The organism is Anaerobacillus sp. 63XJN7_5_ISO-PGPR-S23-430 (assembly GCF_056173695.1).
This window is the reverse complement of sequence record NZ_CM149686.1, coordinates 3379351-3403911: the sequence shown is the minus strand read 5'-3', so window position 1 is coordinate 3403911 and position 24561 is coordinate 3379351. Positions and strand designations below refer to the sequence as shown.

At 37.5% G+C, this 24561-nt stretch carries 28 protein-coding genes and 1 pseudogene; 17 read left to right on the top strand and 12 right to left on the bottom strand.

Annotation, left to right across the window (positions count from 1 at the left end):
• Window positions 1–38: 38 nt before the first annotated feature.
• Window positions 39–2990 (bottom strand): Tn3 family transposase, encoded by a 2952-nt coding sequence (locus tag AC0VYJ_RS17790; protein ID WP_475365769.1) that lies wholly within the window; start codon window positions 2988–2990, stop codon window positions 39–41.
• A 14-nt stretch (window positions 2991–3004) separates the two neighbouring features.
• Entirely contained in the window at window positions 3005–3859 is an 855-nt protein-coding gene (locus tag AC0VYJ_RS17785; RefSeq protein WP_475365768.1) for a tyrosine-type recombinase/integrase, read from the bottom strand.
• 383 nt (window positions 3860–4242) lie between these two features.
• Between AC0VYJ_RS17785 and AC0VYJ_RS17780 the strand changes: the two genes are divergently transcribed.
• The 6 genes from AC0VYJ_RS17780 to AC0VYJ_RS17755 all read left to right on the top strand — a co-directional run bounded on the left by AC0VYJ_RS17780 (window position 4243) and on the right by AC0VYJ_RS17755 (window position 10434).
• Window positions 4243–4686: a hypothetical protein gene (locus AC0VYJ_RS17780; protein ID WP_475365767.1), complete on the top strand. Its 444-nt coding sequence runs from the start codon at window positions 4243–4245 to the stop codon at window positions 4684–4686.
• 58 nt (window positions 4687–4744) lie between these two features.
• The gene (locus AC0VYJ_RS17775; protein WP_475365766.1) at window positions 4745–5650 is read left to right on the top strand and encodes a hypothetical protein; all 906 of its coding nucleotides are present in this window, start codon (window positions 4745–4747) and stop codon (window positions 5648–5650) included.
• 189 nt (window positions 5651–5839) lie between these two features.
• Complete coding sequence (locus AC0VYJ_RS17770; protein WP_371019061.1) at window positions 5840–6292, top strand: YoqH family protein; 453 nt, start codon at window positions 5840–5842, stop codon at window positions 6290–6292.
• 1070 nt (window positions 6293–7362) lie between these two features.
• Window positions 7363–7908: an HAD-IIIA family hydrolase gene (locus tag AC0VYJ_RS17765; protein ID WP_475365765.1), complete on the top strand. Its 546-nt coding sequence runs from the start codon at window positions 7363–7365 to the stop codon at window positions 7906–7908.
• A 974-nt stretch (window positions 7909–8882) separates the two neighbouring features.
• On the top strand, window positions 8883–9725 hold the full coding sequence (locus AC0VYJ_RS17760) for a tyrosine-type recombinase/integrase (protein ID WP_475365764.1): 843 nt from the start codon (window positions 8883–8885) through the stop codon (window positions 9723–9725).
• Window positions 9726–9990: 265 nt separating this feature from the next.
• On the top strand, window positions 9991–10434 hold the full coding sequence (locus AC0VYJ_RS17755; protein WP_194218924.1) for a cell wall hydrolase: 444 nt from the start codon (window positions 9991–9993) through the stop codon (window positions 10432–10434).
• Between the two features lie 231 nt (window positions 10435–10665).
• Here the strand turns inward: AC0VYJ_RS17755 and AC0VYJ_RS17750 are convergent, their stop codons facing one another.
• Window positions 10666–11079 carry a DUF3021 domain-containing protein gene (locus AC0VYJ_RS17750; protein WP_475365763.1) on the bottom strand — a complete coding sequence of 138 codons (414 nt, stop codon included), beginning with the start codon at window positions 11077–11079 and terminating at the stop codon, window positions 10666–10668.
• Window positions 11080–11535, bottom strand: coding sequence for a LytTR family DNA-binding domain-containing protein (locus tag AC0VYJ_RS17745; RefSeq protein WP_475365762.1), 456 nt, complete (start codon window positions 11533–11535; stop codon window positions 11080–11082).
• 243 nt (window positions 11536–11778) lie between these two features.
• On the opposite strand from AC0VYJ_RS17745, the gene AC0VYJ_RS17740 reads away from it, so the two are divergent.
• The 4 genes from AC0VYJ_RS17740 (at window position 11779) to AC0VYJ_RS17725 (ending at window position 13029) form a co-directional block, all read left to right on the top strand.
• A complete protein-coding gene (locus AC0VYJ_RS17740) occupies window positions 11779–12000 on the top strand; it encodes a hypothetical protein (RefSeq protein ID WP_475365761.1) in 222 nt (73 codons plus the stop codon).
• A gap of 33 nt (window positions 12001–12033) precedes the next feature.
• On the top strand, window positions 12034–12438 hold the full coding sequence (locus AC0VYJ_RS17735; RefSeq protein WP_475365760.1) for a hypothetical protein: 405 nt from the start codon (window positions 12034–12036) through the stop codon (window positions 12436–12438).
• Window positions 12439–12479: 41 nt separating this feature from the next.
• Window positions 12480–12623: a hypothetical protein gene (locus tag AC0VYJ_RS17730; RefSeq protein WP_194218934.1), complete on the top strand. Its 144-nt coding sequence runs from the start codon at window positions 12480–12482 to the stop codon at window positions 12621–12623.
• A gap of 91 nt (window positions 12624–12714) precedes the next feature.
• Window positions 12715–13029 carry a TIGR04104 family putative zinc finger protein gene (locus tag AC0VYJ_RS17725; protein WP_475365759.1) on the top strand — a complete coding sequence of 105 codons (315 nt, stop codon included), beginning with the start codon at window positions 12715–12717 and terminating at the stop codon, window positions 13027–13029.
• 163 nt (window positions 13030–13192) lie between these two features.
• Here AC0VYJ_RS17725 and AC0VYJ_RS17720 read toward each other — a convergent pair whose 3' ends face one another.
• The 6 genes and pseudogenes from AC0VYJ_RS17720 to AC0VYJ_RS17695 form a co-directional block, all read right to left on the bottom strand.
• Window positions 13193–13354, bottom strand: a complete 162-nt coding sequence (locus AC0VYJ_RS17720) for a DUF4021 domain-containing protein (RefSeq protein WP_475365758.1) — start codon at window positions 13352–13354, stop codon at window positions 13193–13195.
• 186 nt (window positions 13355–13540) lie between these two features.
• The gene (locus AC0VYJ_RS17715) at window positions 13541–14647 is read right to left on the bottom strand and encodes a hypothetical protein (protein ID WP_475365757.1); all 1107 of its coding nucleotides are present in this window, start codon (window positions 14645–14647) and stop codon (window positions 13541–13543) included.
• A gap of 269 nt (window positions 14648–14916) precedes the next feature.
• Window positions 14917–15009 (bottom strand): annotated as a pseudogene (locus AC0VYJ_RS17710) (c-type cytochrome); the annotation flags it as partial.
• Between the two features lie 156 nt (window positions 15010–15165).
• Window positions 15166–15621, bottom strand: a complete 456-nt coding sequence (locus tag AC0VYJ_RS17705; RefSeq protein WP_226615137.1) for an NUDIX hydrolase — start codon at window positions 15619–15621, stop codon at window positions 15166–15168.
• 23 nt (window positions 15622–15644) lie between these two features.
• Window positions 15645–16451, bottom strand: coding sequence for an ABC transporter permease subunit (locus AC0VYJ_RS17700; RefSeq protein ID WP_303535458.1), 807 nt, complete (start codon window positions 16449–16451; stop codon window positions 15645–15647).
• Window positions 16448–17335, bottom strand: coding sequence for an ABC transporter ATP-binding protein (locus AC0VYJ_RS17695; RefSeq protein WP_475365756.1), 888 nt, complete (start codon window positions 17333–17335; stop codon window positions 16448–16450). The genes AC0VYJ_RS17700 and AC0VYJ_RS17695 overlap by 4 nt, the downstream gene beginning before the upstream one ends.
• A gap of 147 nt (window positions 17336–17482) precedes the next feature.
• On the opposite strand from AC0VYJ_RS17695, the gene AC0VYJ_RS17690 reads away from it, so the two are divergent.
• From AC0VYJ_RS17690 to AC0VYJ_RS17680, 3 genes are all read left to right on the top strand, one after another.
• Window positions 17483–18094 carry a TetR/AcrR family transcriptional regulator gene (locus tag AC0VYJ_RS17690; RefSeq protein ID WP_475365755.1) on the top strand — a complete coding sequence of 204 codons (612 nt, stop codon included), beginning with the start codon at window positions 17483–17485 and terminating at the stop codon, window positions 18092–18094.
• A gap of 116 nt (window positions 18095–18210) precedes the next feature.
• Window positions 18211–18330, top strand: a complete 120-nt coding sequence (locus AC0VYJ_RS17685) for an FbpB family small basic protein (protein ID WP_370314259.1) — start codon at window positions 18211–18213, stop codon at window positions 18328–18330.
• Between the two features lie 98 nt (window positions 18331–18428).
• On the top strand, window positions 18429–19070 hold the full coding sequence (locus tag AC0VYJ_RS17680) for an MOSC domain-containing protein (RefSeq protein WP_475365754.1): 642 nt from the start codon (window positions 18429–18431) through the stop codon (window positions 19068–19070).
• 154 nt (window positions 19071–19224) lie between these two features.
• Here the strand turns inward: AC0VYJ_RS17680 and AC0VYJ_RS17675 are convergent, their stop codons facing one another.
• Entirely contained in the window at window positions 19225–19497 is a 273-nt protein-coding gene (locus AC0VYJ_RS17675) for an HU family DNA-binding protein (RefSeq protein ID WP_226615133.1), read from the bottom strand.
• Between the two features lie 135 nt (window positions 19498–19632).
• Entirely contained in the window at window positions 19633–19791 is a 159-nt protein-coding gene (locus tag AC0VYJ_RS17670; RefSeq protein WP_194218945.1) for a Fur-regulated basic protein FbpA, read from the bottom strand.
• 156 nt (window positions 19792–19947) lie between these two features.
• Here AC0VYJ_RS17670 and AC0VYJ_RS17665 point away from each other — a divergent pair, with 156 nt between their 5' ends.
• From AC0VYJ_RS17665 to AC0VYJ_RS17650, 4 genes are all read left to right on the top strand, one after another.
• Window positions 19948–20718, top strand: coding sequence for a GNAT family N-acetyltransferase (locus AC0VYJ_RS17665; RefSeq protein WP_475365753.1), 771 nt, complete (start codon window positions 19948–19950; stop codon window positions 20716–20718).
• 150 nt (window positions 20719–20868) lie between these two features.
• Window positions 20869–22230, top strand: coding sequence for a PhoH family protein (locus AC0VYJ_RS17660; RefSeq protein WP_475367515.1), 1362 nt, complete (start codon window positions 20869–20871; stop codon window positions 22228–22230).
• 114 nt (window positions 22231–22344) lie between these two features.
• Window positions 22345–23349: a S8 family peptidase gene (locus tag AC0VYJ_RS17655; protein WP_283153713.1), complete on the top strand. Its 1005-nt coding sequence runs from the start codon at window positions 22345–22347 to the stop codon at window positions 23347–23349.
• Between the two features lie 317 nt (window positions 23350–23666).
• Window positions 23667–24470: a cupin domain-containing protein gene (locus AC0VYJ_RS17650; protein WP_475365752.1), complete on the top strand. Its 804-nt coding sequence runs from the start codon at window positions 23667–23669 to the stop codon at window positions 24468–24470.
• The last annotated feature ends 91 nt before the right edge of the window (window positions 24471–24561 follow it).

The following is a 24561-nucleotide window of genomic DNA, read 5'->3' as shown; positions in this document are numbered from 1 at the left end:
GCCGATCTTCTATACGTTAAGAAGATTCGGCTATTTATTTATTTCATATTTAAAGGACGCAATACATCTACACTTGTTCTAGCTTTAGAATCAAAACGATATTCCCCTAGGAAGTTAATATGCTCCCACCCCAATGGGGAGATATGATTCAATAAATCCTCTTTTAACTCTCCCTTTTCCCTTAAAACAGCAACAGCCTTCTCCAAATAGACAGTGTTCCATACACAGATAGCATTAATGATGATGTTTAATGCACTAGCTCGCTGGAGTTGATCTTGAAGAGCTCGTTCTCTTAGCTCTCCATGTTTGCCAAAGAAAATGGCCCTTGCCAATGCATTCATAGCCTCTCCCTTATTTAACCCTTTTTGAATCCGTCTTCTCATAGAGGCATCTGCAATATAATCCATCATGAATATGGTTTTTTCAATTCTGCCCATTTCTCGTAATGCTTTGGCAACCTTATTTTGACGAGCGTAAGAACCTAATTTCCCCATAATAAGAGCACCAGATACTTTTCCAACTTGAATGGAATGAGCTAAACGTAATACATCGTCATAATTCTCATGAATAACTTTCTGGTCTATTTTACCTCGTAAAAGGGTTTGAAGTTCAGGAAAATCGCTAGGTGGACTCATTGAAAAAAGTTTTGAGTCTGATATATCTCGGAGTCGTGGGGCAAATCGGAAACCAAGCAAATGGGTTAAACCAAAAATTTGGTCGGTGTATCCTGCTGTATCGGTATAATGCTCTTCAATACTTAAGTCAGATTCGTGATGAAGTAACCCATCTATTACGTGTACTGCGTCCCGTGCGTTAGTATTAATCACTTTATTATAGAAGGAAGAGAATTGGTCACTCGTAAAACGATAGATCGTTGCGCCTTTCCCTGTTCCATAATGGGGATTGGCTTCAGCATGTAAAGATGAAACTCCGACTTGTACACGCATGCCATCAGAAGAGGAAGTGGTCCCAGTCCCCCAATAAGATGAAAGAGCGCGTTTGTGATGAAAATTTACAAGGTGTGCTTGCGCACGATTCATTGCATCCTCGTACATTCTCCATTGAGAAGTGTTAGCCATTTGCCGATAAGAGATATTCGGGGTTGCCTCAGCCATTTTAGTTAAACCAATGTTCGTTCCCATAGCCATTATGGTAGCTAATAGAATCCTCTTTTCTTCTTTGTCGGGAATCCGACCCGTTGAAGCGTGAATGAATTGCTCATCAAAATCTGTCCAATTGGTTACTTCCATTAATAGGTCTGGGAGTTTAATTCGAGGAAGCATAGCATAGAGGGACAAACTGAAGTCCCTTGCTTCCTCCGGAACATCCTTCTCTAACCGTTGAATATGTAGTTTCCCCTTATCTAGATTAATCCCTTCTAAATCATTACTATTTTTCGAAAGCCATTGGAGACGCTGGTTCAATGATGTTTCTCTTTCAGCCAAATAGTTTTCTGAAGAGATAGGTACTGCTAAATTATTTCCTTTGGAGCGATGGTTTTGCCACTCTTGTTTTGTCACAAAATAATCGTCAATATCCTTGTGTTGCCTGCTGCCCACCACTGAAATGTCACCAGAACGGATATGATTTTTTAATTCTGTTAGTGCGGCCATTTCATAATAATGTCGGTTAATAATGCCATTTTCATCATAGACATGTTTTTCCCAGCGTTTTGGAACAAAACCGACTGGTGATCCTTCTGGTAATTTCCGTTTTCCTGATTCATTCATTTCATGTATGGTATCAAGAGCCTGTATTATTGGTTTCGCAGCTGCAGTCGAACGAAATTCTATGGATTTAAGCAACGATGGCGTATACTTTCGTAGATAAAAAAAGCGCTGTTCTAACAAATCTAGGTAATCATAATTCGATGGACGGGTGAGCTCTTTAGCTTCCTCCACGGATTGAATCATTTTTTCCCATGGCATGACAGCTTCAATCGTTTCAAAAGGATCTAGGCTTTCCTTTTTAGCTTTTATTAATGCTGTACCTAGATTAGTGAAGTGAATTAACTTTTCATTCACAGTTTTTCCATTTTGCTTCTGCATTTCCTCTTGTGCTTTTCGACCTTTATTTTGAAGAGACACAATCTGTTTATCATGTATATCAATAGCCTGATCAATAAGGTCCTGGCTCAAGTCCAGTATGTAAGTCACTAAAACACTGTATTTTTTATCAGATTTAAATCTCCGAAAAGCATAAGGTTCATACCTGGCACCTAGTCGCGATAATTGGCGAAAACGATTGGGATGAATGTCGTGGGTATTGACCTTTAAATCAAGTTTGCGAATACATTCTAATCGTTTAATGACCTTCAAAAATGTATCAGGTGAGGAAGTGCCTGGATTTTCTTTCAACCATGCTAGTGTCGTTTTACCGTTTTCCATTGCAGGTTCTAAAAGAGAATCTAATTGTTGTTTTTGTTTCGTCGATAGGGCATCATTGAGTGTTTTGAAAATCCATTTTTCTGCTCGATTACGCGCCTCCCATATGATCCTTTCTATGGTAGTCATTCCAGGTAAAATAACCTTTCTTTTACGTAACTCCTCAATGGCCTGCCGAATTAGAAGTATTGCATTTCCGTTTTCAACAGCTCGATGAAATAGATAACGTGAAAGATAGCGATATTCACGTAAAGAAAAGTTTTGGTACCCGTATTCTTGTCTAATCTCTTCCATATGCTCTCGTCTTGTAGCTTCTCGTTGAGCATATAACGTGAATGATTCAGGATCGATATCTAGCTGTTTGGCCAGATATGACAAAATTAATGGAGGGACTTCCTTAATATCAGATAAGGACCAGCCTGGATATCGAAGAAGACATAATTGAACAGCAAATCCCAATCGATTGTGCTGCCTACGATGACGATTAATGATCTCTAAATCATAGTTAGAAAAGGTGTAAAAGGTGGCGAGCTCCCATTCTGTAATATTCGATGGACGCATGAATTCTTCCCGTTGTTCAGGAGTTAGTAACTCTTTTCCTCTCATCCATTTTCTCCTTCCTATAATAATTCCATTTTACTCTTTAATTTTGTTTGGTCCGGGTTGGTGTATAAAAGCGTCGTATTTACATTGGAATGTCCAGCTTGATTCGCAACTTCATGAATACTAAACCCTTTTTCAATGGCGTTCGTACAAAAGAAGTGACGAAGTTGATGGGGGGTAATCGTCTGACTATACTTGTTAAAGAGGCGGTTAACGACGGTACGATCAAGTCGCTCTCTTTTTTTACTAATAAATAAGTAGGGTGATGCTTGAGAAACAACAGAAGCTTCTCTTTCTTTCATATACTCCCTAATAGCATAAATAATCCTTCTGTTTAAAAGGACAACGCGTTGCTTTTCTCCTTTTCCATTTCTGATAATACATTCACCAGTCTGCAGGTTCATATCATTTAATTTAATGGATAATGCTTCAGAGATTCGTAGTCCGGTATAGGAAAGAAGGACCACGATTGCATAGTTTCTTTTATTTTTACTCTCCAAGATATTTTGTAAAAACTGTTTCACTTCTACCTCGGCAACTTTTGTAGGAGAAGCATAGGCCCTTTGAATTTTAAGCATATCTGTTTTATAAATCACCTTTTCCTCTTGTACCTTCTGATCAATCAGAAACGAATTAAATTTTGCCAGACTACTGATCTTATGATTAATCGTTCTAGCATTTTGGATTTTAACGTTTTTTAAAAAACTAATATATTCTAGAATGTTCTGTCGATACAATGAGTTACATTCTAACCCATACGATCCTTTGAACCATGTAAGATATTGCTGAACATTTGATAGGTAACCTTTAATGGTATTTTCGCTTTTTCGTTCTTGTTGAAGATAAAAATTAAAATCTTTTAATAAGTTCATAGTCACTGACCTCGTCAATAAAATTGTGTTGCATTAGAAATAGACGTATTCTTAATCAATTGTGTTGCGTAAACCAATTTAAATATACCCCTAAAACCCAGTCAATACAACACAATTAATATTGTGTTGTGTTAACTCCAATACATCGAAACAATAGCAATGTATGTTAAATGATTCCATGCCCTTAAATTAGAAAAATTTCCATTTTTTTAAAATAAGAAGGATACCTTCTTGCGTTTTTAGAATATATAATTAATCCGTTAGAAACCAGGGGGTGAAAAATTCTTTAAATCCTTCAAGTCATTATGGTTATGTTGGGATGACTCAAATTAAAAATTTATTGGGAGGTTTTTGTAATTAAACCACTATTTAAGAAAGTAGTAGTGTTTGCTACGGTAGTCACTTTGTTTGGTGTTAGTGGGAATGTCGATGCCTCAGTCAAAAAAGAGCACAAACCTAATGTTGAAGGATTTCTAGAAACCCCCAGCAAAGCTAATGGTAAATCTATTGATGGTGGAAATGCTGTAGCTAGTGGGACTGCTATTTCGGCTACAACAAGTGCTTATTTAAGTAGTGGTAGAGTGAACACTTGGGGTAGCACTACAACAAGTCAAACAGTCCCTGATATTAGAGTGGCAAATTATCTCTACAAAGGGGATTCCTTAATTAATTGGAAAAGGGATAAGCGCTTAGGTACCTTTGCATATGCTAATGCAGGTAGCACTATTTATGTTTCGGGCAACTACTATCATGGTTCCTCACACCACTATGTGATGGATGATTGGGGACAAGCGTGGTCTGATACTACAATAGATAGTGATTTGTAAGTTTAAAAGGTAGGATGCTTTAGCTCCTACCTTTCTATTTATATATCGGAGGTACATTATGAAGAGGCAAATGATATCTGTAGTTTTATTAATATTACTATCAAGTTGTTCTTTTCAAACGGAAAAAGAGAATCAAACTGAAGATGCAAATAAAATTCAAGGTACAAGTGAGAATCAAGTTAGTTTTACACTTGGGTTATTTGACGAAACAGCAACCTCTCAATTAAATATTACACATGAAATTAATAATAATGATAACTATACACCTAAAATAGTGATTCATAATAGAAATTCTTATGAAGATAACTATAGAATTCTGGTTTTATTAGACTACAAACAAATAGAATATCAAAGTAAAGGTGAAACTGTTGAGTTTTTAGATATAAATGCAAAACCTAATGAACAAATCAATCTTGACATCAGTATACCAAGTATAAAACCTGGGCTACACGATTTACTTATAGTATGTATAAGGGAACCTAACAAGTCACTTGCAAAAGAAGCGTTTATCCCTCCTGAAGTATTTTACTTATCTAAACGGACTAACCTTTTGGTAGGTGCTAATGAAAAACATGAATTTAAAGTTAGTCCTCTTAACACAAGTAAAGGAGAGCCTATTCCTCCAATCTTAACTACAGAACCTAGAGGTGAGCTAGAAGGTAAGATAATTACTCAAATCAATAAAGAAGAAGTACCTTCTGAATTGTGGTTGAATTTCTATGGGGAAAAGGAGAAAAGTTACTATATACTATCATTCCTTGATTCCAAACAATTAGAAATTTCAAAGGAAATATATTCACCGACAAATGATGGTATATTGAACATCCCCATTGACTCTAGTAGATTAGATAAGGGAAACCTTACCATGATGGTAGTAGAAAACCCTTATTCAAAAATGGAAACAAGCGATGGTCAAGTTAAGCCTTGGTCAGTAGACTTTGTTAATAAAATTACAATATATTAATTACCTAATAAGGTAAATAGCCGATAGTCCTCATAGTAAAGAGGATCGGCTATTTTCATGTCGAATCTTGCTTAGCGTACGTTTTCCGCGTTTTGCTGGCGGTACCCCTTGTTGAAGAATATTAAGCAGCTAATTCTTATATTGAGTAATCATTAGGGAAAGCTAATCAAAAAAGTGAGAGGTAAACATATGAAAAAAACTCTATTGATTACATCCCTTCTGGCTTCAGTAGTTCTTTTTCCTAAAGAATCAAATGCTATCTCAATGCCTTGCAGTATGGTGTTAGACCCAATCGATGAAGGTCTTACTAATGCAAGAGGAAGTGCACTAGTTTATAAAGTTCAATTAATTCCACCAAGCTTTGCAAGAACTAATATCAGTATCTTAAGTGTTCATCTACCTGAACCCTCTACATACGGCGAATATGATATTTATGAGGGATTTGCTTTTATACCTGGTGAAATAAGCTGGAGGTTCAGACTTTATCCTACTCCAGAAGAAGATAGTCCTACCTGGTCGGGAAGGTTTGACTTGATCACCGCAAAATTAAACAATGCTAAAGTTCAAGTGAGAGCATCCAATTCTAAAACTGGAAAGTTGGGACCAGTGGTTCTGAATAATGATATTCTAAGCTGTAAATAGCTTACTCCATAAACTAGGAGCGATTCATTAATGCCAAAACAGCCGAGAGTTAAGGTTTTGTATCTAGTAAAGGGGGGAGATCTAAATTAATGAGAATACATATAGAGCATTTAAAGCATTTTGTCTTGGAGTAATCACCATTTCATTTGCATTTCTTTGTTTTCATATTTATCAAATCAGTGGAGAGTTAGAATCTATTAGGCAAGGAATTCATAACATAGTGGCAGCAATAGCTAACAGCTAAACAAAGCAGCGTATCATCTATATTTTTATTTCCTCAAGAAAAGGGAGCGCTTGTCGCTCAAAGGGCATTATAAATTTTTAATGAAAGGATTTGTGCTATTGAAATTATTGGCATCATTAATATTTGTGTTTTTTACCCAGTTACTTCTTATCATTATGTGGGGAGAGTATGTCTGGTTATATAAGTTTTCAAATGGTGGTGTAGGAGGATCAGCATTACAACAGGTGCAGCCAATTTTGTGGATTATATTATTCATAGAATTAGTGTTGGGGGAATGCTCTAGTTAGATACACCATTAATAAAAAACAATAGTATTGATAACTCAACAATAGGGAGCTATTGAAGAACAAGGCTACAGTCCTTCGTTGCTGAAAAGATGAAGTATACAAGCTGAGAAAAGCGAATATACCAATAAAAACACTCTTTCAGGAGGGGATAGGTATTCGCTTAATATCATTCATCTTCGGAAATCCAAGTGAACCATCTTTCTGTGTCGGAGGAGTAGTATGTGCATCAATAGATAATTTAATAGTTACTTTTTTAGCATTATTGGTTATTTACTTTGGCTATAGGTTTATCTATAAACAGAAGTAATAAAATTATTCTCCATATATCTAGTGGGATAGATATTATTTCTTCCATAATCTCGGAGCTTATCTATAATAAGATAGGCTCCTTTCGTTTGAAAGAAAAAATTGAGTTATACGGATTCATTTGAAATAATTGGAATCATGGGCTTAAGGAGAAAAAGTTGTAAAGAGAATTGTCTGATCGCCGCAAGTATTATATTAATTCAGCTCAATGGGTTTACAAAGGGGTGTTAGTATTGAATAACAGAACAATTGAAGTAGTGTTTTTAGATCGTGATGGAACTATTGGAGGAGATGACTCCATTCATTTTCCTGGTGAGTTTAAGTTGTTTTCATATACGAATTCAGTGATTAGTAGATTCCATAATGATGGTGTTAAGGTGTTCTCGTTTACCAATCAACCAGGAATATCAAATGGCAAAGCGATAGAGCAAGATTTTAATAGCGAACTTATGAACTTTGGTTTCGATGATGTTTTCATATGTCCTCACGACAGTCAAAAAGGTTGTAACTGCCGAAAGCCTAATATAGGAATGCTTCAAGAGGCTCAACATAAACATCAGATTGATTTTAAAAATAGTGTTGTTATTGGGGATCGATGGAGCGACATAGTTGCTGCATCAAAGGCAGGATGTGTGAAGATTTTAGTTAAAACCGGAGCTGGAAGCTCTTCCCTCCATGAGCACTATGATAAATTGAAAGATATAGAGATTGATTACATAGCTGAGGATCTAAAATCTGCAACTGAATGGATTTACCAAAACTATCAAGTAGGAAAGTAAGGTTTTTCTTCCGCAATCGGGAGCGTTTACTTAATAAAAAGTAAGCTCTCAATGTAGGTTTAGGAGATGATTCTGGAATGTTGGTAGGAGAATTAAGTCATCTTACTCCTTTGTTACTGTATTAGAAAGAGACTATAAATAATTAATTTAAAGAGGTGATACTTTGAAGTCAGATAAGCCTTTACCTTTATCTTTATTACTTGTTTACTTATTTATAGTAATATCTACTTTTTTCGTATATTTCACAGTATCAAACCCTTATCTTAAGTCCTTTCTAATTATCGCTTTATTGGCATTAAGTACCGCATACAAATGGAAATATTTCCGAAAGAAAGAAAAATAGAATTGAGAGCAGCTTTTTCAATTTCAGTGGAGTTACTATTAGTGCATACAATAGATACTACGAGTCTTAAGCAATCTCGGAGCGATAGTTGAAGGGGATTTAATATTAAGATTGAGTATGAAACGGGAGCTGAAGGGTGTGATTTCGAAATCACATCAAGTGAATAAACTTTCGAGGAGGTTTAGTAATGTCTTTCGGGAAAAGATTTCTTATTACATGTTTAATCGTAATGGTTGTAATGGGCATTGAATATATAATCTTGCCGGATATTTTAATAATTAAGGCAGTGGCATTAAGTTCGACAACTATGGTCGTTATCTCGATAATTAATAAGAAATACCCCTTGAAGAAGAAAGCAGATTCATAACTTCAGTTAATTTATTTGAGGTACTTCACTTGTAAGCGAGCAAATTCGATTGAGCATCCAAAAACACTGTACACCAGCCAGTTAAGGCGTGGTGCACAGTGTTTTGTGGACAAAGATACCGATTACTTGGTGGTTGTGTTTCAATTTAAATCTTACTCCATTATCTATCGGAGCGATTGTTGAATAACTCTAGCATAAACTTCCCACTTCCTGGACATAATAAAATCAAGATTACTAGATTCGTAACTTGGGGGAGTGGAGTGGATGTTGTTATCGCTTGTTTGGGAAAAGTATAATCTTGATAAGAAAATTGAAGGATATTCTCCATTAACGCTCAAGACTTACTATTTTCAGTACAATCAGCTCTTATGCCACTTTGGTAATGTTGATATGAATGTGATTACGACAGATCAGCTTAAAGCATATTTACTGAAAATGGGAAGTCATTTAAAGCCTTCTAGCTTAGGGCATCGTATCCGGTGTATACGCTCGTTGTTTAAATGGACTTATGAAGAGGGATTTATTCAAAAAAATCCAGCTGCTAAATTGAAAGAACCTAAGCTTGGTAAGAGAATACCAAAGTTTCTTACTGAAATAGAAATTGAACTCTTGAGAGAAGGCTGTCAGAACACGATGGAAAAAGCTTTGTTTGAATTCTTTTACTCAACTGGTTGTCGTATTGGTGAAGTTGTGAAGCTCAATCGTGAAGATATTAACCTTCATACTAATTCAGTCATTGTTCATGGAAAAGGGGATAAGGAGAGAGAAGTGTATTTTAACACTCGCTGCTCAATCTGGTTGAAACGCTATCTTGATGAGCGTGATGATCTTGAACCTTGCTTATTTATAACTGAGAGAAGGCCAAAAAGACGGATGAGTATTGACCTTATTCGCTATATCATTAAACGAATTTCTAGAAATGCAGGGCTAAAAAAAGAGATTCACCCTCATCAATTAAGACATAGCTACGCGACACATATGATTAACAACGGTGCTCCTCTTGAAGTAATCCAAAGTTTGATGGGGCACGAGAAAAGTGAAACAACCAAATTGTACGCCCAGCTTAGTGGAAAATTACGGTACGATTTCTATACGAAGTATTTCTGAGAAGCTCATTCCATTTGGAAGGGCTTTTTATTAGAAAAAAACAATTTTGATTGAAAGTCATTATCTTGATAACGTAGCACCAGAAGGTCATCTAAACGACCTTACTTAATATTGAGCGAATGGGCATAAGTGCCATTTTAATGATTTTTCAAGTTAGCATGTTCGTCTTAAAAGCAATGATACATTTCTTCTTTTATTCAGCAATATATAAATATAATGACATCAAACCTGCCTTCTTTCATACAATACTTTTGGGGTGGGAAAAATGCCAAGAGTGAAATACACAAGTAAAGACATCGACTTAATGGCAAGGATGATGAGAGCAGAAGCCGAGGGTGAAGGAAAGCAAGGCATGCTATATGTAGGGAATGTCATTGTGAATCGTGCAAAAGCGAATTGCTTAGATTTCCAAGATGTGAGAACTATTCCTCAAGTTATTTATCAAGTCCAAGGAGGTAATTATTCTTTTGAAGCAGTTCAAAAGGGTAATGTCTTCTACAACAGAGCAAGATCGGCTGAAAAAAGATTAGCGAAAAAGAATTTGGATTATTGGAGAGAACACCCAGGGAAATATTCTCTATGGTATTTCAATCCATATGGTCCATGTCCTCCTACATGGTACGGTCAGCCTTTCGCTGGTCAATATAAAAATCATTGTTATTATGAACCAGCACCTGGAACATGTGGCAGTGTCTATATTGGTGGGTGAGTCTTTTCTATTCAGAAATTAAGATATGAAAGCCTTCTTGAAAGCGGATGCTACTTGCATTCGCTTTTCATTTGTATTTTATCTAATTGAAAAAATGATTAAATGATATTTGAGGAAAGGACTGTAAATTCCTGTTATCATCAAATAAATTGATAAAAAATTAAACTCTCACCATATTAAGGCGAGAGTTTAGTTGATACTATTAAGATTTTATATAAAGAAAGTTCTCAATTATTTAATATGTTGAAGGTCATCATTTAATTTCTTTGATTCATGCTTGAAGTATAGATAGAAAGCTATCCACATCACGCTATAAAAAACGGTTGATATAATGAGGAATATAAGAATGTTTATTGCTCCACCTTCAATCCAACCGATTCCATACGCTAGGATAAAGTAAACGACCGTTACTGTGAAAAAATGTAAAGCCGTTTGCTGTGGAAGTTTTAGTGAACGAATTTCAAAGTATAGGGGGGTAACGGTAAATAACCATCCACAGAAAACGGCACCTAAAGAGTTTGTCACAAAAAGGCTTGAATCAAGTGTCGTTTGTTCTCCGAAAAAGATCACAGCGTACGTTAGCAAAACAGCCAGGAATCCCCCGAAAAATAGCCCTATCATACTTCTAAATAGAAATGTTTTCATTTATTTGTCCCTCCTATTCATTTTTAGAACGTCTTTTAATCTTCCAACATAGTGTCTTGAAGCATATTCTTTTTTACCAGAGTGGAAGTGTACAGCAAGTGTTCCGTTAAAAGATGGCTCAAAATGATTGATTTCATGGAGATTAGCAATAACGGATTTGGAGAGACGTATAAATGTATTAAATGGCAGACTCTCTTCTAGCTCATATAATTTCTCCTTCACTTTAAAATCACCATCAGAAGTTGTCGCCATGACCTGATCCCCCTCTGAATGGAAGTAGTGCACATGGTTTGGTTTTATAATGTGCTGCTGCTCGCCTTTTTTGCCTACAATGAACTCTGCTCTTTGTGTATTAAGATAACCGAGAATCTCTTTAATTGAATTATCCATTTCTTTGCAGTGAATCGTAACACTAGTTTCTCGATACTTCCCGTCAACGTCGAGTGAAATTTTCACTTGTTCACGTCCTTCCTTTTGCGTCCTTCTTATGATTAGTATAGATCTGGAAAAGATGGATGTCATTAGATTGAAGGTAAGTGGTTATATCTTGAGGATAAGATGCATCTGGCGAAATTTCTGTTACGTAGCAATGACGGAGGTTACAAAGAACAATTCAAGCTGCTAAAAGAAATGATTGCCAGCAAGATACTGTTTTGAAATAATTGGGAGTGAGGACAAAAAGTGCGGAGGTTAATCATAGTGGGACATATTGTAGCAGCGATTTATGTCATGTTAGGTTTTTTATTATTTTCGTTTGCCCATTTTGATGGGTTTTATGTGACTTGGTTTGATGAGCTTGGTATTAGCATTATTGTATTTGGTATAGCTTTGCACCTAGTTATTTTCATAAGAGAAGATGAAAAGAAGAGAACTTACAATCAAAAGTCAGAACAGGAAGTAGAAGATGATGATGAATTTTAACCGTTTTATAGTTAACGAGCAAGGAGGAGATCGTTGAAAAGACCTATAGGCGTTTCACTCATAAGTTATTTCTATTTATTTGGAGCTGTTGTTTTACTAGTAACGTCAGTCTTTTATGATCCGAATGCGAATTCTATCGGAATGGCAGATCGATTTGGATTACCGAATGCACCGGAAAGGTTAGTGAGAGTATGTACCGGTTTTCTTTCTTTAGGGATGATTTATGGATATATGAGGCTGAAAAAGTGGGGATTCTGGATGATGATCACTTATTCCGTTGTTTTCGGATTCATTAGTTCAATCCTTGTTTCGAATCAATCTCAGCAACCCTTTTTGGGGAATATGCTTTTTTCAGTGGTTGTATTAGTTTATACCATATATGTTAGGAAATCTTTCCTGCAACCGTTCGATCAGGGGGAGCAAGTTATGGAACAATAAAACTGATGTGAATAAGTTAAAGAGAGTGGGCGGAAAGAGTCATGATTGTGATTGTTTTTATTTTCATTTTATTCTGGTCCTTAACGAAAACCTTAGAAAAAGTTGGGACGAAAATAACGGCTCAACTACAGGTACAAAACGAGTTATTAAGAGAGATTAAAAACAAAATAAAAGAAGTAGATTAGCAGATTTTAATCTTATCTTGAGTAGTTCATTTTTAGCTGAAAAAGGGTAGATGATGCTATAAATGAGTGTTAAAGAGAGAAGGAATGGTGCATGCCGAAATGTAAGAATTGTGGTTACCAATTTAAGTGGAAGGAGATGACAAAGAAAATAATTGGAATGAAGCAGTTTATTTCAGGGATAACATGTCCAAACTGTCAGGCACCTCATTATTCTCAATTAAGAAGATCTCGCTATATTCCTTTCTTAATTCTTTTTCATATTTATTTGATGTTCTTTCTTTTTTATAGTGAGAAATTTACAGTGTCTTTGTTTATTGGAGGTGTTGTCGTTTTCTTGCTATTATTGTTCTTCCTCTTTCCATATATGATTACTTTGAAATATGGGAAACAACCGGATTTATATTGAATGCGTTTATAGGGTTGCAACATTAGCCTGTTTTTTGATGGAGGAGTTATAAAAATTGCTTGTGATGGGCCGATTTAAAGGTGAATAGAAACGGACATAAAGACAGAATTCTTTTTAAAGAGAAAGGGGTCACCTTCTTATGTGATAAGGTGACCCCATCTAATCAGTTCTTCGCTTTTTTGTTCGCTCGATCTTCTTCCTCAGTTTCGAGCATGCCGTAATCACCATTCATCGCCTGTTCATCTAAATCCGAACCATATTCATTCGTAAATTTGTTCCTATTGTTTTGATTTATTTCCTCTTTGCTTGGTGTCTTTTTGTCCATGATATTCACCTCCACTGAATAGGTTGGCTAATCATGGAAAAAGTATACCTATTAAATGAGCCGGATAACCACTATTTCTGAAAAACGAAGGTACGTTCATTTGTGAGACTTGTTTTAAAAACAACTAAGATTAAAAAAGCGCCTTGCCCTTATAGAAAAGGGTGAGGCGCTTTTGGGCGACATCCATTATTGATAATTAATGATCGCTGGATTTGGATCAAGTTGCAACACTTCGGATGGGGTTAGAACCGGTTTATCTTTGTTATAGAAAATTTTAAATCCGCCGTATTGAACAGGCTCATTTCGAACAAATTTACGGTAAAGCGACATTTTCGTTCCATAGTCGCCGTATCCGTCAAAGTTTAGAGCAACCTCTACGTTATCTGTTGGCTTGATTGCCTGTTTGTTCGTCACAGCGTGATCAGTGAACTGGTGGACGAGAACAATCTTATCAGGTAGATCATTATCTTCAACAAATTTAGATACATAGTCGACAACTTCCTGTACTTCTGAGCCATCCACACTACCTAGATCGATACCTGGTGTTTGACCTTCTTCTACGTGGAACTCCGTATCGATGGCAACATGAACGTAAGGAAGCTTAAGCCATTTTTCAAGAAGCATCACTTGATGAAGAGCAGTGTCACGACCAAGCTGAACATCTAGCATTAAAATGGCATTATGTTTCTTAGCAAGCTCTGCGTATTCGTCAATATCCTCTTCTGAGGTCATATGATAATATTTTCCATTCGGTCCTGGATCGCGCTGAGCAATCGTTGTGATTAACTCAATTGTTGGAATCGCTGGCCGGTTTGGATCAGCATCGGAATAAGCTTGTGTTTGTTCTTTTAATTTCGTCATCAGGGCTTCAGGTTCCATCTCACCGAGAATGCCCATTTGAGTGGAGTTCGGTTGACCATAGTAAGCAACAAGGCGGTAATCTTTTAGAATACCATCCGTTTCATCAGTTGTGCCTTCCATTAGCGTTTCGCCAACGGGTGTTTTTCTTGTGCGGTCTTCACCGTGGGCTTCAACGACAGGCATTTTCGCTAATTCTTCTTCGGTCATGGTTTCATCAAGCGGTTTAGCGTCCTCAGAAGGCTCCATGGCTTTGAAAGGTTGAGGAGTCTCTTCTTTTTTTTCCGTCTTTTCTTCGTTTTCTTTGTTTTCATCTTCATTCGTTGCTTGCTGATCAGCTTGTTCGTCAGTTTGCTCGTTTGTTGAGGCGGTGTTCGAACATGCGGTAACTAAAGCTACTAAAGCAACGAGAAGGAAAAGGAATAGCTTCCTCATGATATTCACTTCCTTATGTAAGTTAATGAGATTCATAGTTTTGTCAAAACGACCTTCTCATTCTAACACATCCCGAGTAAAACCGAACGAATAGACAGGTAATAAGGTGAAATGAGGTAATCAGTACTATATTTCATATCGAAAGCGATCATTTACAAAGAAAAGCTGTTGACAGGTGAAACATTTTTACATGTAGAGGTTCATTCAGTTTAGTCAATGGAACGCACGTACTCAGCGATTGCGGCAACTTCGCCTTCTTCGAATTGAGGTTAAGTTTCATATTCATGGCGTTCAATAGCGTCGTCGATGGTTTCAGCACTTCCATCGTGTAAATAAGGCGCTGTTGCAAAGACGCCAAGTAGCGTTGGAACATCAAACTGAGAAGGTGTTCTAGTATAAGGAAACCTTCATTTTATGTAAACCCTTTATTAACAATTGATTGAAAAGTCAGTGCTGTTTTGGAAAATGCGTTGAAATGCCAAAAAGCAGTGGAACGAGTTCCACTGCTTTTTGGGTATTTATTGTGTTTTATTTCTAATATAATCTCGTATCATTCGTCTGTGGCTTCCAACCATCAGCTCTGGAAGATGGTCTGAAGAAAAGTATCCTAAAGCTATACTTTCTTCTGTGTGGGTGAGATCTCCAGCATACTCGTTTGTAACATAAGCCGTTGTGACAGAGTAGAATTCATCACCGTTATCTGCTTTCGTGAAAAATTCTTCACCAGAATAGAGTTTAAAAAGAGTGAGCTTTTGGATTGTTAAACCCGTTTCTTCAAAAGACTCTCTTACGGCTGTTTCTTCCGTTGATTCTCCTGGTTCCATCAATCCCCCAGGTAACCCCCAGCGTTTTTGTTTTTCGTTACGCTGTTGGAGTAGAATTTCTCCATTTTCGTTTAAGATTATTGCGACGGCCCCGACTAAGATCAGTGGCCGATGACCAACAACGTCACGCAATTCCTTCACATAATTCATGCCTATCGCTCCTTTTCATCCTATTATAAAGGAAGATCTCTTTTCGCGAAGATCATGATGGCAAGGGCATAAAGGACGGTACCTAGTAAGAAAAGGAACGTCATTGATGGCCAGATTTCAACAGAACCTCTGGCAATCTCAACTGGCCGAAATGTTGAAAAGAGAGAGAGATTCACCATCCAATCGAGTTTATCGCTCATTTTCCCGATTAAATCCATTCCATAGAAGACGATGGTGAGTAATCCAGAAAGTCCAAGTGCCTGTCGCTCATCATTTAATAAGGAAGAGAATAGAAACGAGTAGGCTGAAATGACGTAGAACAAAAGAATACCGACGAGATTAACCTTCATAAACGTCATGGCTTCAAACGGCTTATCATCAATTAATATTTCTGTTCCAATGACTCCTGCAAGAGCAGTTGTTAATCCGATTATAAGAAGTCCGGTGAGCAGCACAAGAGCTTGAGTGAACGCAATTTTCTTTCGTGAGTTTGGTGTTGCTAGAATGTAAGCCATTGAGCCTCGTTCAATGTGACGAGCCATTAGCTGTGAAGCTGTCATTAAGCAAAAAATCGATAAAATGACTATATACAGTAATCCATAATATTCCCCTGCAATAAAGTCACTTACATGCTGAAATCCACCTTCCATTCCAAATGCAGCTAGAAAGCTTTCGGGCATAGACTCCATTAATTCATTCAAACCAGGTGCATCTGCAATCGAAGGATAGATGCCGATGATAAGAAGCAGGTAAAGTGCAGAGCCAATTGCATAGCTAGAGATGGACTTGGCATGGACTTTTAGCATCCTAGCATAGAGTGTCATATTCATGATTTCTCTGCCTCCCTGTCGTAATAAGTAAGAAAGACTTCTTCAAGGTTTTGTTCATGAATATCAATGTTCCGAATCTGATAATCTCCTAAAGCAGTAATAAATTGATTGTAGTCACCTTGAACCGCTATTTCTGCGCGGTTATCTATGACTGATATGACCTCGAGGTTACTTTCTTTGATACGCTTTGCTTCTGCTTCAGTAGCAAACGTAACATCAAAAAGACGACGCTGCTTTTGCTGCAGATCATGAATATTCTCGACGACAACAATTTTTCCATCTTTAATGATCGCAGCTCTGTCACACGTTCGTTCAATTTCGGAGAAGCTATGAGAAGACATTAGGAATGTAGTGCCTTTCTCTTTCTGCTCCATTACAATTTCAATGAAAATTCGCTGCATGAGCGGGTCAAGACCAGAGGTTGGTTCGTCTAATATAATAACTTCAGGTTCATGCATAAAAGCAGCTACGATCCCCACTTTTTGTTTCATTCCTTTGGACATTTTACGAATAGGAGTTTTTACATCGAATTGAAGTCTATCAATTAGCTGATCACGGTATGTGGTGTTTTTTAGATCTCTCATTCCGCCAACTAATTGAAGGAAACCGATGCCATCCATTCCATCTAGAAAGGCTATTTCACCAGGGAGGTATCCGATCTTCCTCTGGATTTTGGCAGCATCTTTCCACGTATTCACTCCATCTATCGTAGCCGTGCCTTTTGAAGGCTTCATGAATCCCATTAAGTGACGTATCGTTGTCGATTTACCAGCACCGTTTGGGCCGAGAAATCCAAATACTTCGCCTCTAGGAATAGAGAACGTAACATCGAAAATTCCTTTTCCGTTTGGAAATTGCTTTGTTAACCCGTTTAATTCGATCATTGAGGTGCCCCCTCGGCTGATTTTTGAACTATATTATATTATATATTTCATTTTTATCATAAATGACTCTATAATAATAAGCAACATTTATTGAACTCATATTTAATATAAAGTTCAATAAGTGATATACTAATAATGGTGATGAGAATGAATGGATTTGAATTACGTAAACAACAGAAGCGCAAAGATATAGTGGCGTCAGCTTTTACGTTATTTAACGAAGAAGGTATAAAAAAGGTAAAGATTAGTGACATTGCTCGTTTTGCTAATGTCTCTCAGGTCACGATTTATAATCATTTTACGAGTAAGGAAGAGCTTGTAAGAGCGGTGCTAAAAGACTATATGAACAATCAATTTAAAGCTTTTAAAGAGGTAGTTCAGCAGGAGCATTCTTTCGCTGAAGTGATTGAATTGATTATTTTTGAAAAGCATAAGGCAGTCAAAAGCCTTAATCCATCGCTTCTAGCAGAAATGTTAACGACAGATGAAGAGCTGAAGGATTACGTGGATTATTTTTATCGGACACAGACACTTCCGTTATTTGTGCAACTCTTAGAAAAGGCACGTGAACGAGGAGAAATTAATGCTTCGCTTTCGATGGAGTCGATTATGATATATCTCAATGCCTTAAAGACAGAGGTGCAGCGCATTCCAGCCGAAACATGGTCAGAGCGAAAGGACTTTCTCGACGATGTTCTTCAACTATTCTTTTATGGTTTAAGTGGTGGTCCAGTTTCAAGTAGGAATGAATCTGAATAATCATTCATAAACTGAAATGTGTGTAAATTTTCACAAAATTTTAATAGTTTGTTAATTTATCTAACACACACCTGTTGTATAATGAAACCATACAGAGGGAAAGTTGGTGAATTTTGTTGAAAAAGCTGAAAAAGTTAACCTTTAAACAGCTCGTTGATCAAAATAAAGCAGAACTTCTTAAAAATGAAAAAGAATTAGCTGAAATAGAAAAACGTATTGATAATAGACACGTTTAATTCAAAGGAAACAGTCGTCAATCGGCTGTTTTTTTGCATGAATTAGAATCATATTTGTTGCTTCTCCCTGTGCTAAACTATAGAAAGGAGGCGGTCGGATGGCGAAATTAGTAAGTTTGAATGTAGGGAAACCTATTGAAACGCGCTACAAAGGGAAGTTGATCTCTACAGGCATATACAAACAACCAGTGAGTGAATCAGTTTATGTATCTAAATTACAAGTAGAAGGAGATGGGCAAGCGGATCTTGTTCATCACGGAGGATCAGAGAAAGCCATTTGTGTTTATCCCTTGGAGCATTATGCCTATTGGGAAGAACGTTTAAGATGTGAACTGAAGGCTGGTGCATTTGGTGAGAATTTTACAGTAGTTGGAATGGATGAGACAGAAGCTCGTATCGGTGATATTTATCGAATTGGTGAGATTCAAGTACAGGTTAGCTTACCGAGGCAGCCATGCTTTAAACTCGCGAAGAAGTTTGAAGTTGATAACATGCACTTATTTGTGATGGAAAATGGATACAGTGGTTATTATCTCCGAGTGTTAGAAGAAGGTGAAGTTAAAGCCGGGGATGAAATAACCCTTGAGAGTCGTCCAGATCATGATGTAACTGTTGCTTTAGTCAATCGCGTTACGTACAATGATCGAAAAGATCGCGCTGGGCTCGAAAAGGTATTACTTGCAAAAGAACTGAATGAAAACTGGTATAACAAGCTAAGTAAACAGTTGAGCGCGCTTTAAGTTGCGCGCCATTATTTTTTAGCCATTCTATAATAAAAGACGATCAGCATAATAATCGTAACGAAAGTAACGGTGTATTTAACAATCTGCATCAGTTCCATTGATTTCTCCTCAAATAAAAGCTGGAACCGAGTGGATCCAGCTTATCTGTAAGTTAAACAACTTTTTCTTTTAATGCTTTCCCAGGTTTAAAAGCAGGTGTCTTTGAAGCTTGAATGAGAATTTCTTCACCAGTTTGCGGGTTGCGTCCTTTTCGGGCAGAACGTTCCCTTACTTCAAAATTACCAAATCCTACAAGCTGCACTTTTTCCCCTTTCGCAAGTGCCTCAGCAATCGTATCCATTAACGTGTCTACCACTCTTGCAGTATCTTTCTTTGACATTTCCGATCTTTCCGCAACTGTCGTTAGAAGTTCCGCTTTATTCACTAAGTTTCATCCTTTCTAAATTTGCTAGTTTCAATGCTATGGCACTATTTTCGCCAGTACATCAGTGATTTATACATCGTGAATAAAAGAATATAAAAAAGAGACTCTTAACGAATCTCCAGTGATTATAGGATATTAATAGTTGGATAGTTGTTTGTACTCTTTTTGAAGGTCCGTCAGTGTACATTGATACAGATGGTGGTCAGCGGTGGAATAGGCTCCTGCCTCAATAAGCTTCGAAATGTAGTAATTTCTACGTTGCTCTAGTGCTTTTCTGAGCTGATTGGTTTCCATGAGCACATCCTCCTTAACGATTTTTTATTCCCAGTATGTCCTGGGGCTATGCATTTTAATCAAAATTAGATGTGACAGATTGGACAAAGGACATGTAGGATTCTTAGAGCGCCTTATACATAATTGAAGCTTTTTATAGAAATGAGATGATGAGCAATGAATGAGGAGCAAATTATTTGTGCAATTGAAGCCATTCAATGGGATTACGAAGAAGCTCTTGTACCTGAATCTATTCACTATATTCAAAAAGATGACCTAGTGATGATCAAAAATGATAAATCAGCAAGCGTCTATGCGAATAAGGTTGTTCGCTTCAGTCGAACTCTTAACGAGGTTGAAGAAGCGATAGCGTATTTTCAGAACAGTCCCTTCTCCTGGTGGATCCAAACAAGTTCTGAGTCTAGTGAACTCGAAAAAAAGCTTATTAAATTGGGGATGAAGCACGCAGGTACATACGTTGGTTTAGCAAAGGAACTAACAGAAGAAATTCCGTCATCATCAGAATATATCCATAAGGAAGTGACAACGAAAGAAGACGTTCTTGGGCATGTAGAGACCGCAGGGAAGGTTTGGGGTTATGACAATCAGGCGATGCAAGCTGCTATTAATGAAAGAGCTTCTTATCTTCAGTTCGCTGAGCGAAGAGGAGGCTATACGCTCTTACTAGACGGAAAGTATCCAATCGGTTATTCAAATTATCGCTATAGTAAGGATGGGAAAGCTCTTTATTTAAATGGAGCAGCGGTTCTGCCTGAATATAGAGGGAAAGGGATTTACAAAAACATGCTGAAGGCACGTTTATATAAAGCGAGTCAAAGAGGATGCGAGATAGCGGTGACGCAAGCGAGAGTCGGTACTTCTGAACCTATTCTACGAAAGCTGGGGTTTAGGGAGTATGCGGAGTATAAGCAATATATCCGAGAATAGAAGCGCAAACAGTAGCCAACCTTTTGTGAAGATGCTGTAAATCTCATTGTGTTTCTGTAAAAAGGTAGGATTGCGAAGAGAGAATCTGGAATACTCAACGTGAAGAATTAATCCTTCGCCTTCTTAAACTTCCGTTAAAAAGGAGCTGTTCTGTTGTTGAAAACCTTTGTTCTAGACACCAATATTCTTTTGCATGATGCTCATTCCCTATTTCGATTTGGTGACAATCACGTTGTGGTTCCAGCGATTGTGATTGAAGAAATCGATTCTAAGAAGCGGTTGATGAATGAGGTAGGTCGTAATGCACGAGAATTTAGCAGAATGTACAAAAAACTGCGAGATAAAAACAAAGGCAAGCTCGATGAACCGATTCCACTTGAATCTGGAGGAACATTTCGAATTGAGTTAAATCATCGCTCTTTTGATAAACTACGAAATGAGTTTAGTGAAGATTCCAATGATAACCGCATTATTGCAGTATCGATTAATTTAAGCACGGATGATATAGGAGATGTCGTTCTTGTTTCAAATGATATGTTAATGATCGCGAAAGCAGATGCCTTAAAAAAATCACTTGAGTTACCAGCTTTTTTTCCTGAACTATATGAGAATGATCGTCTTATTGAGCACGTCGATCGTCTTCATAGAGGCTATCATGAAATTCTAGTGCCTCCTGAAATCATTGACTCTCTTTATAAGAGAGGCGAACTCTCTATGAATATTCTGCGTGAGTATATGTACACTGAAGTTTATACTCAAGATTTTATCCTTTTAAAAGATGTTTTTGGAAGTAGTCATTCTGGGATTGGAAGAGTATTAATTCGAAATCAGAAAGTAGTAATTCAAGGCCTAAACCGAGAAAGTGAACATATTTGGGGAATCCTCCCAAAAAACGTGCAGCAGCGTATGTTAATGGAACTGTTGATGGATAAAAGTGTTTCACTTGTTTGTGCAACTGGAAAGGCGGGAACGGGGAAAACGCTTCTTGCACTTGCTGCAGGACTTAGTCAGACGGAAGACGAGCAGCATTATCAAAAGCTACTTGTTTCAAAGCCCGTGGTACCAGTTGGAAATGATATCGGCTTTTTACCTGGTGAGAAAGAAGAGAAGCTTAGACCCTGGATTCAACCAATCTATGATAATCTAGAATTTTTATTTGATACCAGTAATGAAGAAGAGTTAACAAACATTTTAACTGGCTTGAGGACGCTAAAAGTCGAAGCGTTAACGTACATAAGAGGGAGGAGCATCCCTCATCAATTTGTGATTATTGATGAAGCTCAAAACTTATCTCCACATGAAGTGAAAACGATTTTAACAAGAGTAGGCGAGGGAACGAAGATTGTTCTAATTGGGGACCCCGAACAGATTGATCATCCTTACCTCGATTCAGTGAACAATGGTTTAACGTATGCTGTTGAACGGCTAAAGCAGGGAGATGAGGTAGGAATTGTCCACTTAACGAGTACAGAGCGAAGTAAGCTTGCTGAAATAGCTGCTCGACTTCTTTAAGTAGTACGAAGGGATGATATCCTCAAAAAATAAAATGGGAAATTAGACCATATGGAACTAGACAAACCGATCTTTTCTATCAGATAATTCAGTTAAAAGAGAGGGGCGCTAAACATGAGTGATGTTAGATTAATACCATTCGAGGTTAATGCAGTCGTTCAAGAAGCAGGAATTCTTCCAGATGGGATTGAAATGATTCAAGCACCAGCGGTATGGGAAGAATCTGAAAAAGGAAAAGGACGAATCATTGCGGTAGTAGACACAGGTTGTCAAATTGATCATCCTGATCTTCAATCACGTATTATTGGAGGTAAGAACTTTACGCAAGATTTCGGTGGAGATGCAGATCGTTATGATGATAATAATGGTCACGGTACGCATGTCGCCGGAACGATTGCAGCAACGAACGGAGAAAAAGGGGTTCAAGGTGTTGCCCCAGATTCAAAGCTCTTGATCGTTAAAGTACTGAATGAAGCAGGAAGTGGTTCATATCAATCTATCATTAATGGGATTCGGTATGCCATCGATTGGAAGGGGACAGAAGGTGAACGGGTAAATGTGATCTCGATGTCGCTCGGTGGACCATCTGATGTACCAGAACTTCACGATGTTATTAAAGATGCCGTGAATCAAAATATTTCAGTTGTGTGCGCCGCTGGTAATGAAGGAGACGATAGAGAAGACACATCTGAATTTGCTTATCCAGGTGCCTATAATGAAGTAATTGAAGTAGGAGCGGCCTCTTTCCAACGCACGCTCGCTCCATTTTCCAATACGAATAATGAGATTGACTTAATTGCACCAGGTGTAGATATTCTTTCAACTTATCCTGGTAGTGAATATGCTGTTCTTTCTGGAACCTCAATGGCTGCTCCGCACGTATCAGGGGCACTGGCACTTCTCATGAATGTTTCTGAGAAGGAATTTAAGCGCACGCTTAGTGAAGCTGAAATTTATTCACAGCTTATCAAGAGAACCGTGCCTATCGGTTGTACAAAGCAAGCTGAAGGAAATGGCCTTCTCGCTTTAAATTTTATGAATCAGCTCGAATCGCTCTTTAATATTTATACAACCGCGTGGGATCAAACTGAAGTGAAATCAGAAAAAGTAACGAAATAACTTCACAAGTAAAGTGAAATCAATATTATCATTTACATCAAAAATCGTAGTGCGAATTAAGATTCGCACTACGATTTTTGTGTTATATAAATATGTTGGTGCATGATATTTCCAATCTAAGGTGGTGAATCAGGTTCAAAAGAAGTGGACTTGAGAAAAAGTATGTAAAAGGATTCACTATGCAACAAAGCATTCATTTTTGATGTGAGCTAGGAGGATCTTCATAAGGTTAGATGAAATTTTCCTAGTTCTTATTAGGTACACACCCATGATAGATGCATAGGATAATTTATACATTGTGAAGGGATTGAGAAACTATGTACTATGATCCTTCTGTGCATCCTTATCATCACTATCAACGTCCGCCAACTTATAACGAGGAGAGACAGCCTGGTTACGAACCTTTGCCTCAATTGACAAAGCAAGGTCTTGCATCTCCATCTTCTAACAATGCTGGAAGTAGGGAATTCAAAGATTATGGACCGAAACCATTTGTCGCTAATATTAATGAAGCAACGAAGCAAAACGATACCTTTCGCACAGCTTTATGGACAGGTGAACATTTACAATTAACGTTAATGAGTATCGATGTTGGTGAAGACATTGGTTTGGAAATGCACCCGAACCTTGACCAATTTTTGCGAATTGAACAAGGGCAGGGAAAGGTGCAAATGGGGAAACGTAAAGATTCTTTGAATTATGAACGAGAGGTTTATGATGATTATGCTGTATTTATACCCGCTGGCACATGGCACAATCTCACAAATACTGGAGATGTTCCGATTAAGCTTTACTCGATCTATGCTCCACCTAATCATCCTTTTGGAACGGTTCATGAGACAAAAGAAGATGCTATAGCGGCGGAAGAAGGCGAGCGTAATCGAAACTCAGCTGTGTTTGGCAAAACGCCAGATGAATGGGTGAAATACACGGAATTCTTAGTAAATGAAGGGTTGGAAGATGTCGAAAGAGGTATAAATGCAACACACATTCTTCAAGAGTTTATTCTAATGGGAGTGCTGGTTGGAAAGGGTTACTCTCCTGAAAAAGCCTATGAAATAGTGGAAGATTGGGAGCGAACTGGACAGTCCAAACTTCTTCAACAAAGTAAGAACATGTAGAAAATAGCTTAAGAAAATGAACAAGATGCTCTACGGTCGTAGATTGATCAGGGTTCGAATTGTTTAACAGAAATTTTTCACCCCAGAAGAG

Coding starts and splice junctions, on each gene's coding strand:
- AC0VYJ_RS17790 (WP_475365769.1), bottom strand. CDS start 2,990: ATGAGAGGAAAAGAGTTACTAACTCCTGAACAACGGGAAGAATTCATG.
- AC0VYJ_RS17785 (WP_475365768.1), bottom strand. CDS start 3,859: ATGAACTTATTAAAAGATTTTAATTTTTATCTTCAACAAGAACGAAAA.
- AC0VYJ_RS17775 (WP_475365766.1), top strand. CDS start 4,745: ATGAAGAGGCAAATGATATCTGTAGTTTTATTAATATTACTATCAAGT.
- AC0VYJ_RS17770 (WP_371019061.1), top strand. CDS start 5,840: ATGAAAAAAACTCTATTGATTACATCCCTTCTGGCTTCAGTAGTTCTT.
- AC0VYJ_RS17760 (WP_475365764.1), top strand. CDS start 8,883: ATGTTGTTATCGCTTGTTTGGGAAAAGTATAATCTTGATAAGAAAATT.
- AC0VYJ_RS17755 (WP_194218924.1), top strand. CDS start 9,991: ATGCCAAGAGTGAAATACACAAGTAAAGACATCGACTTAATGGCAAGG.
- AC0VYJ_RS17750 (WP_475365763.1), bottom strand. CDS start 11,079: ATGAAAACATTTCTATTTAGAAGTATGATAGGGCTATTTTTCGGGGGA.
- AC0VYJ_RS17730 (WP_194218934.1), top strand. CDS start 12,480: ATGATTGTGATTGTTTTTATTTTCATTTTATTCTGGTCCTTAACGAAA.
- AC0VYJ_RS17725 (WP_475365759.1), top strand. CDS start 12,715: ATGCCGAAATGTAAGAATTGTGGTTACCAATTTAAGTGGAAGGAGATG.
- AC0VYJ_RS17720 (WP_475365758.1), bottom strand. CDS start 13,354: ATGGACAAAAAGACACCAAGCAAAGAGGAAATAAATCAAAACAATAGG.
- AC0VYJ_RS17715 (WP_475365757.1), bottom strand. CDS start 14,647: ATGAGGAAGCTATTCCTTTTCCTTCTCGTTGCTTTAGTAGCTTTAGTT.
- AC0VYJ_RS17705 (WP_226615137.1), bottom strand. CDS start 15,621: ATGAATTATGTGAAGGAATTGCGTGACGTTGTTGGTCATCGGCCACTG.
- AC0VYJ_RS17700 (WP_303535458.1), bottom strand. CDS start 16,451: ATGAATATGACACTCTATGCTAGGATGCTAAAAGTCCATGCCAAGTCC.
- AC0VYJ_RS17695 (WP_475365756.1), bottom strand. CDS start 17,335: ATGATCGAATTAAACGGGTTAACAAAGCAATTTCCAAACGGAAAAGGA.
- AC0VYJ_RS17690 (WP_475365755.1), top strand. CDS start 17,483: ATGAATGGATTTGAATTACGTAAACAACAGAAGCGCAAAGATATAGTG.
- AC0VYJ_RS17680 (WP_475365754.1), top strand. CDS start 18,429: ATGGCGAAATTAGTAAGTTTGAATGTAGGGAAACCTATTGAAACGCGC.
- AC0VYJ_RS17670 (WP_194218945.1), bottom strand. CDS start 19,791: ATGGAAACCAATCAGCTCAGAAAAGCACTAGAGCAACGTAGAAATTAC.
- AC0VYJ_RS17665 (WP_475365753.1), top strand. CDS start 19,948: ATGAATGAGGAGCAAATTATTTGTGCAATTGAAGCCATTCAATGGGAT.
- AC0VYJ_RS17655 (WP_283153713.1), top strand. CDS start 22,345: ATGAGTGATGTTAGATTAATACCATTCGAGGTTAATGCAGTCGTTCAA.
- AC0VYJ_RS17650 (WP_475365752.1), top strand. CDS start 23,667: ATGTACTATGATCCTTCTGTGCATCCTTATCATCACTATCAACGTCCG.